A 7,802-nucleotide genomic window follows, 5' to 3' on the forward strand; every position below is an offset into this window, starting at 1 on the left:
GCAGACCTCAGCGGTAGGCGTTGGGGGTGGAACAGGCGCGGTGCAGCAACGCGGTCAGCATGTGCAAACCGTTGCGCATGTCCTGCTCGTTGGTGAACTCCGCTTCGTTATGGGACACGCCATTGCTGCTCGGGATAAACAGCAGGCACACCGGGTAGTGCCGGCTCAGGCTGATGGCGTCGTGGCCTGACACAGTGACGCTGTTGCCGATGGGCAAGCCCAGTTGCTGGCCGACGCTGTAGGCCAGTTCGGAAAATCCGTGGTGCAGGTGCGTCGGCTCACGCAGGGCGCGGCTTTCGACGGTGTAGTCCGTTGACGTGGCGCTGGCGGTGGCCTTGAGGCACGCATCCAGGCGCTCACCCGCAGCGGCCAGCAACTCAGTGTCTGGCGAACGGTATTCCACATGCAGCGTCACGCTGGACGGCACAACGTTGGGAGAATTGGGGTAAATCTCCAGGCGCCCCACCGAGCTGTGCAGTTGCACACCGTGCAAGTCGGCCTCGGCCCGCACAGCGGTGATCGCGTGGGCGGCGGCCAGCAAGGCATCCTTGCGCGCGGCCATGGGCGTTGGGCCCGTGTGGTTCTGTTCGCCGATGAAACGAATCCGTTGCTTGAGGGCGGCCCAGGTGTCGCGGACCACACCGATGGCCAGGCCGTCGCGCTCAAGGCCGCCGCCTTGTTCGACGTGGATTTCCACATAACCGGCGACGTCCAGCGCGATCTTGCCTTCCCCCAGATAACCAATCTGTTGCAGCGCATGCTTGAGGCTGATGCCATCGCCATCGCGGCAGGCCCAGGCGTCTTGCAGGGCCAGGTCGCCGGTGAACACGCTACTGCCGATCAGGCTGGGCTGGAAGCGCGCGCCCTCCTCGTTGGTCCAGTTCACCACCGCCAGGTTGCACGCCGGGACTTCACCGCGTTCGCGCAACTGCCGGGCCACGCTGGCCACCGCGACCGCGCCGGCCAGCACGCCATACACGCCATCAAAGCGCCCGGCACTTGGCTGGCTGTCCAGATGCGAGCCACACAGCACGTAGGGGGCGTCTGGATTAAAGGTGATCAACCCGAACATATTCCCCACTGCATCCACGCGCACTTCAAAGCCGCGTTCAGTCAGCCAGCCCGCGAACACGTCGCGCACGGCGCCGTCTTCGGCCGAGGCGGCCAGTCGATGCAGCCCTCCGGCCTGGGTCGCGCCGATGGCTGAGGTGTCGCGGAACAGCGCCTCGAAGGTTGCAAGGTCCTGTTCACTGGGCGACAGCAACTCAGGGGTAAAGGATGTCGACATGGGCTTGCTCCAGGCGGCTCGCAAAATCGTCGGACGGCGCACGATTGGTGACCAGGGTCGTGACGGCGCTGAACGGCAGCGTATTGATAAAGGTGCGGTGGCCGAACTTGGCGTCGTCAGCCAGGATCACGCTGCGCAGGCTGTGCTTGGTCAGCTCCCGGCGCAGCAGCGCCTCGGGTTCCTGGTAGTCCATGAACCCCAGCTCCAGGTCGACAGCGCCGATACCCATGAAGGCAATGTCGTAGTGAAACTGTCGGACGAATTCCAGGGTATGGGCGCCAATCAGCGCGTTGTCGTTGCGGCGTACATCGCCAGGCACCACCAGCACCTGATTGGCGCTTTGTTCGGTGATCAGGCGGGCGATGTCCAGGGAGTTGGTGATGATGCGCAACTGGCTGAAGCCAGTCAGTTGCTGGGCCAGGGCCAGGGTCGAGGTGCCGGTGTCGAGAAACAGCACCATGCCTTCACTCACCAGCTTCGCCGCACACACTGCGATGCGCGTCTTGGCCTGGGGCTTGATGCGGCTGCGCACTTGCAGCGGCTGTTCTTCGTTGAGCCGCGGCAGGATCGCGCCACCGTGGATACGCCGCAGCTTGCCGGCTTCTTCCAGGTACTTGAAGTCGCGGCGGATGGTTTCTTCGGAGACGAACAGCGCCTGCGCCAGGTCCGACGCCTTGACGCGCTGGTGTTGGGTGAGCAGGAGCATTATTTCGTCGAGACGTGGCTGGTTGAGCATAAAAGAGGTATTCCAGGGCAGGTTCAGGCGGCCGGTATTGCGCGGCCCACGGCGAGACGCGGCGCGAGCCGGTCCAGCAGGGAGCATAGAGCGTAATACGGCCATGGACAGGGTCACGGGTACCTCTCACTCATCAGGGTGTGAAAGGGCAGGACAACACAAAGCGTTTATCACGGGAGGGCTTCTTTTGAGCCCACTCCGGGTGTAATCAATCAGGGCATCAGCATCGGGGGAAGGTGCTGATCCCAAGGGGCGATGGCTTCCACGGCTGCGCAGAATTGCAGCACCTGGGCGTCGGCAAAGCGCCGCCCGATCACCTGCAAGCCAATCGGCAAACCGCTCGGGCTAAAGCCACAGGGCAGGCTGGCGGCGGGGTTGCCGGTGATATTGAACGGATAGGTAAACGGCGTCCACCGGGCCCAGGGCACCGCGCCCTCCTCCCCTGGCCAGCCTTGCGGGGCAACCCGGTCGGCGGCGAACGGCAGGATCGGCATCGTCGGCATCAGCAGCACGTCGTAGTCGTTAAACAATGCGTGTACCTGATTGGCGAACAGTGCGCGCTGTTGCACGGCGTTTAGATAGGCCGCCAAATCGTAATCGGCGGAGCGTTTGATCAGTGCGGCGAAGCCTGGGTCCAGTTGGTCGAGGCGATCGGCCAGGGATTTGCCGTAGGCGATCCCGCGCCCGCCCACCCACAGGGTTTCGAAGGTGGCCAGCGGGTCTTGCCAGTCCAGGGTCAAGGTGGTGACGGTGACCGGCAGCTCATCTGCGAGGTAATGCACCGCTGCTTCGACGGTGGCTGCGATCACCGGGTTCACGGGCGTATCAAACAGGGTTGGGCAATAAGCCACACGCAATGGCCCCAGCGGCTGGTCGCAGCGCGCCAGGTAGGACTCGGTCGGCGCGGGCAAAGCCTGGTGGTCCAGCGGGTCGGGCCCGGAGAGGATATCGAAGAGCAACGCACTGTCGCGCACGGTGCGGGTGATCGGGCCGGCGTGGCTAAGCATTTCAGTGGCAGACCAGGGCCAGGTGGGGATGCGCCCGAGGGAGCCTTTAAGGGCGAATGCACCGCAGAAGGCACCGGGGATACGCACCGAACCGCCGCCATCGGAGCCCAGCGTGGCCGGGACCATGCGTGCTGCCACGGCGATGGCCGAGCCGGAGCTGGAGCCGCCGCTGGTGAGTTGTGGGTTCCACGGGTTGCGGCCGTTGCCGAAGACCCGGGAGGTGCTGGCGCCGGTCCAGCCGAATTCGGTGGTGGCGGTCTTGCCGAGGATGATCGCGCCGGCGTCTTTGAGACGGCGGATGATCGGGGCGTCTTGTGTGGGGACGTTGTCCAGGCCGGTGAGCGAACCGCGGGTGGTGCGCAGGTTGGCGGTGGAGAACAGGTCTTTGATGCCGAAGGGGATGCCGTGGAGCGGGCCGCGAAACCGGTTGGCCTGTGCTTCTGCGGTCAGGATTTCGGCATGTTCCAGTGCGGACTCGGTGTAGACATCGCCAAAGGCATTCAATGTGGAATTGTGGATTTTGATGGATTCGAGGCTTTGCTCGACCAATTGCACGGGGGTGAGTGTGCCATGGCGGATGCTTTCAGCCGCTTGGAGAACGCTGGGCATTTGAGTCAGTGAGGTATCAGTCTTCATTGAGCATCCAGGGACATCTGCGAAATGATCCAGCGGGTACATCAATAGACGCCAAGGGAATGGAGGCTGTCAAGTTGGAATTGTTGCGTATGTGGTTTTTGTGGGATTTATTTTCTACAGTGGATTTGGCTTACGGAAGCTCGCCAGGTTAGTCGCAGGTTTGGCGAAACGTCCTATCAGTAGTAGTGGATAGCTCCGACTTCTTTCTCTTACGAACCTCTGCAAAGTCCCTCGCCTGATCACACAGCGCGAGGGAACGCCGATGCTTTTTCCGATTAACGCCCTGCCCGATGGGGCTGCTTCTTGAATCCCGCCATTGGCAGGCTGGCCCTGGCCCCCATGGATGCGGAGACGAGGGATGTAGAGGCAGTCCTTAGCGACTTCAGGCAGTGCCTTAACACCTTTGACGAATGGGCTGAGAGTTTCTGGAGCTTTTCGGCGCTGGAAGTCGAGCAAGTGTTCAAGGTCGGGGATGAGGTTGCCTTGGTCGCGCCGGTTTCCTCTACAGCCCCAAGCAGCACCGTTGCGGTGTGCAAACCCAATGGTGCGCTTACCTTGGTGCATATGTTTGAGAGCAAGCGCTTTGTTCCGATTGGCAACACGCCCGTCATGCTCCAGGCCATCGCCGAGGACGGCAGCCCGATCGGTCCCCCCGTCCATAAAACCATCGGCCCCAGCGGCATTCTTGAAGTCACCGACTGCACCCGCGACCAGAAGTATCAGGTCAGCTTTTATCCCAATGTTTCCAGGGATCACGTCAAGGCGCTCTACGCCTCCTATCAGTCGGTGATCAGCTCGCTGGAAAGCAGCTTGCGCAGCGAATGGACGAACAGCTTCGAAGCGCAGTGGAAACACTATTCAAATGCCAGAGCCCTCGACCGTCGAAAGATGATGGATGAAGCGTTCGTGCGAGGGATTACGAACACGCTGTACAGCCTTTGGGACGGCATTCCAAACCTGTACGACTTGCTGGCCGACATCAAACCCAACAGCGAAAAATTGCTGCACTACATCTCCCAGGGCGAGCTTGACGAACTGTTGAAGCTCAGCAAAGAGGCAATTGCCAACGGCCTTCTGGTGCTGAGCGATGAACCCCTGCTGTTCATCTATTTGGCCGCGATGTTCAGTTGGGCGCAATTGCTTCCGCCGCCAGATATGAACGAGCTGCTGGGGGAAATGACTCCCGAGGTGCTGCTCAACCTGCTGTTGCTGTTGGCCACCGGGGGGATGGGTGTGGCGGTGCGCTTGGGGGCGCAGGTGCTGGGCAAGGTCAGATCAGGCCGGGCACGGGTGTTGCTCGAACAGATGGCCAAGTTGGGCGACGTGCCACGGCTGGAGTGGCACCCCAGTGTGCTTAAGCCGGTGTCGCTTAGAAATGATCCAGTGTCGATCAAGGCAGCGGCCGTGCCTTTGAAGGCCGGTGCAAATGAGGTTTCGAATCCGGCAGCGCTGGTCCGAAAGCCTAAAGCGGCGCGCACGACGTTGGTGAAGCAGGAACCCGTGGATGATGTGCCTGCTTCTGCGAAAAACCCCAATGGGGATGCTTCGGTCTGTTCGGCAAATACCTGTACCAATGGCTGCCCGGTATCGATGGTTACCGGTGAGGAGCTGCTGACCCTCACTGACGGCTCGTTGGAGGGTGTGCTGCCGTTTGCCTGGACGCGGTTGTATCGCAGCAGTGCCGTGGAAGTGGATTGCGGGTTGGGGTTTGGCTGGAGTCATTCGCTGGCGCAGCGGTTGGTGGTGAGCGGTGAATCGGTGGTGTGGACCGATCACGAAAACCGCAGCACCACATTTCCCCTGCCCTCTGCTGCGCGGCCAGCCATCACCAATAGCCTGGCGGAGGCGGCGATTTATCTGGGTGGTTTGCCTGATGAATTGGTTCTGGCTCAGGCGTCGCTTTTCTACCACTTCCGCAACGGTGTGCTGACGTCGATCAGCGATGCGTACGACAACCGGCTACGTATTTCCCGCGACTATTCAGGACGGATTCAGCGGATCGATAACCACGTTGGCCAGGGATTGCTGCTGCGGTATGACCGCGGGCATATCGTTGCGGTCGACTATCAGGTGCAGCGGGAACTCGGCTGGGTTACTGAGCAGAACGTTGTTTCCTACAAGTATGACGATGTGTGGCGGTTGGTTGAGGCGACCAACGCTGTCGGCGAAAGCGAACGTTATCGCTACGACGATCAGCAAGTGATCCTGGAGCGGGAACTGGCCGGTGGGGCGAGTTTCTTCTGGGAGTGGGAACGGACTGGCAAGGCTGCAAGGTGTGTCCGGCACTGGGCCAGCTTTTCGCAGATGGACACGCGGTATGTGTGGGACGACAACGGCACTGTCACCGTGCACAACGCCGATGGCAGCCAGGAAGTCTACGTTCATGACCAGCGCGCACGGCTGGTGCAGCGGATCGATCCGGACGGCGCGCAGCACTTCAAATCCTACGATGAAAAAGGCCGGCTGACGGTCGAGCAGGATCCGCTGGGAGCGGTGACGGCGTATCAGTACGACGAAGCCGGTCGGTTGATTGCGCTGTTTCCCGATGATGATGCACCCACGTCCTACGAGCATGACAACGGGTTCGTACGGGTTGTACGCCGTGGTGACGCGGTGTGGAAATACCAGCGTAACGATCAGGGCGATATCACCCGTAAGACCGATCCGGACGGCAATTACACCGAATACACCTACACCAAACATGGAAAGCTCACCGGCGTCTGGTATCCGGACAACAGCAGCCAGCGGCTGATCTGGGACGAACGTGGTCAGCTCATTGAGGAGAAGCTGGCGAATGGCGGTGTGCGGCGTTATCGCTATGACGACGTGGGACGGCAGGTTGCTTGCGAGGATGAGCATGGCGCGCTGACCCAGTATCAGTGGGACGCCGTGGGGCGCTTGCTGAAAGTGATTCAGCCCGACGGTGGCACTCGCGAATTCAGCTACAACCCCTACGGAAAAATCACTGCCGAACGTGACGAGCTGGGTCGGGTTACTCGCTATGAGTATGCCGACGGTCTGCACCTGATCAGCCGTCGGATTAATCCGGACGGCACGCAGCTCAAATACCGTTATGACAATGTCCGGCTGTTACTCACCGAGATCGAAAACGAGGCTGGGGAAACCTATCGGCTCGACTATCACGCCAATGGCCTGATCCAGCAGGAAATCGGGTTTGATGGCCGGCGTACTGCCTATGTTTATGACCTCGCCGGGCACCTGCTGGAAAAGACTGAATACGGTGAGGATGGCAGTCAGCTGGTTACCGGTTATCAGCGAGACAGCGCCGGTCGCCTTGTAAGAAAAACCCTGCCCGACCGCAACACGGTTGATTACGCCTACGACCGCCTCGGCAACCTTCTCAGCGTCGACGACGGTCATTGGCCGCTGCACTACGAATACGACCTGCAAAACCGCCTCACCGCCGAGCACCAAGGCTGGGGCACCCTGCGCTATGGCTACGACGAATGCGGCCAACTCGAAAAACTACGCCTTCCGGATAACAACCGCCTCACCTTCTTGCACGACAAGGGCGGCGACCTCGCCACCGTCGAACTGAATGGCAAACCGCTCACCTCGCACCTGTTCAAATCCGGCCGCGAACACCAGCGCCAGCAAGGCCAACTTCTCAGCCACTACCACTACGACGACCAGGGCCGCCTGCACGCCCACGCCATTACCCAACAGGAACAACGCCACCAGCGCCGCCAATACGACTACGACAAACGCGGCAACCTGACCCGCATCCTCGACACCCGTAAAGGCCAGCACGACTTCCACTACGACCCACTCGACCGCCTGACACGCGCCAACCACGAGCAAGACCTGCAGGAACGCTTCGTCCACGACCCGGCGGGCAATCTGCTGATGCAAGACCGCGTCGGGCCCAGCGTCGTCAAAGGCAACCGCCTGTTGATGCAAGGCGACCGTCATTACGACTACGACGCCTTCGGCAATCTCCTGCGCGAACGTCGAGGCCGGGCGCAGCAGTTGGTTACCGAATACCGCTACGACTGCCAGCACCGACTGATCAGCGTCACCCAGCCGGACGGTATCGAGGCCGCATATCGCTACGACTCGTTTGGACGGCGGATCGCCAAAACCCTCAACGGCCAGACCACCGAGTTCTTCTGGC

Annotated in this window: 4 protein-coding genes; 1 reads left to right on the plus strand and 3 read right to left on the minus strand. The window is 61.1% G+C overall.

What is annotated here, in order from left to right; genetic code table 11:
• Positions 1-7: 7 nt before the first annotated feature.
• The 3 genes from AU074_RS11980 to AU074_RS11990 form a co-directional block, all read right to left on the minus strand.
• Positions 8-1,288: a M20 family metallo-hydrolase gene (locus AU074_RS11980; protein ID WP_076014901.1), complete on the minus strand. Its 1,281-nt coding sequence runs from the start codon at positions 1,286-1,288 to the stop codon at positions 8-10.
• Positions 1,266-2,024, minus strand: coding sequence for a DeoR/GlpR family DNA-binding transcription regulator (locus AU074_RS11985; protein WP_076014902.1), 759 nt, complete (start codon positions 2,022-2,024; stop codon positions 1,266-1,268). Before AU074_RS11985 ends, AU074_RS11980 begins: the two co-directional genes overlap by 23 nt.
• Before the next feature lie 212 nt (positions 2,025-2,236).
• Entirely contained in the window at positions 2,237-3,640 is a 1,404-nt protein-coding gene (locus AU074_RS11990) for an amidase (RefSeq protein ID WP_076014906.1), read from the minus strand.
• A 366-nt stretch (positions 3,641-4,006) separates the two neighbouring features.
• Between AU074_RS11990 and AU074_RS11995 the strand changes: the two genes are divergently transcribed.
• Positions 4,007-7,802 (plus strand): DUF6531 domain-containing protein (locus AU074_RS11995; RefSeq protein ID WP_076014907.1); only part of this gene is annotated, 3,796 nt, incomplete at its 3' end.

Source organism: Pseudomonas sp. ATCC PTA-122608, assembly GCF_001952855.1.
In the GTDB taxonomy this organism is placed as follows: Bacteria; Pseudomonadota; Gammaproteobacteria; order Pseudomonadales; family Pseudomonadaceae; genus Aquipseudomonas.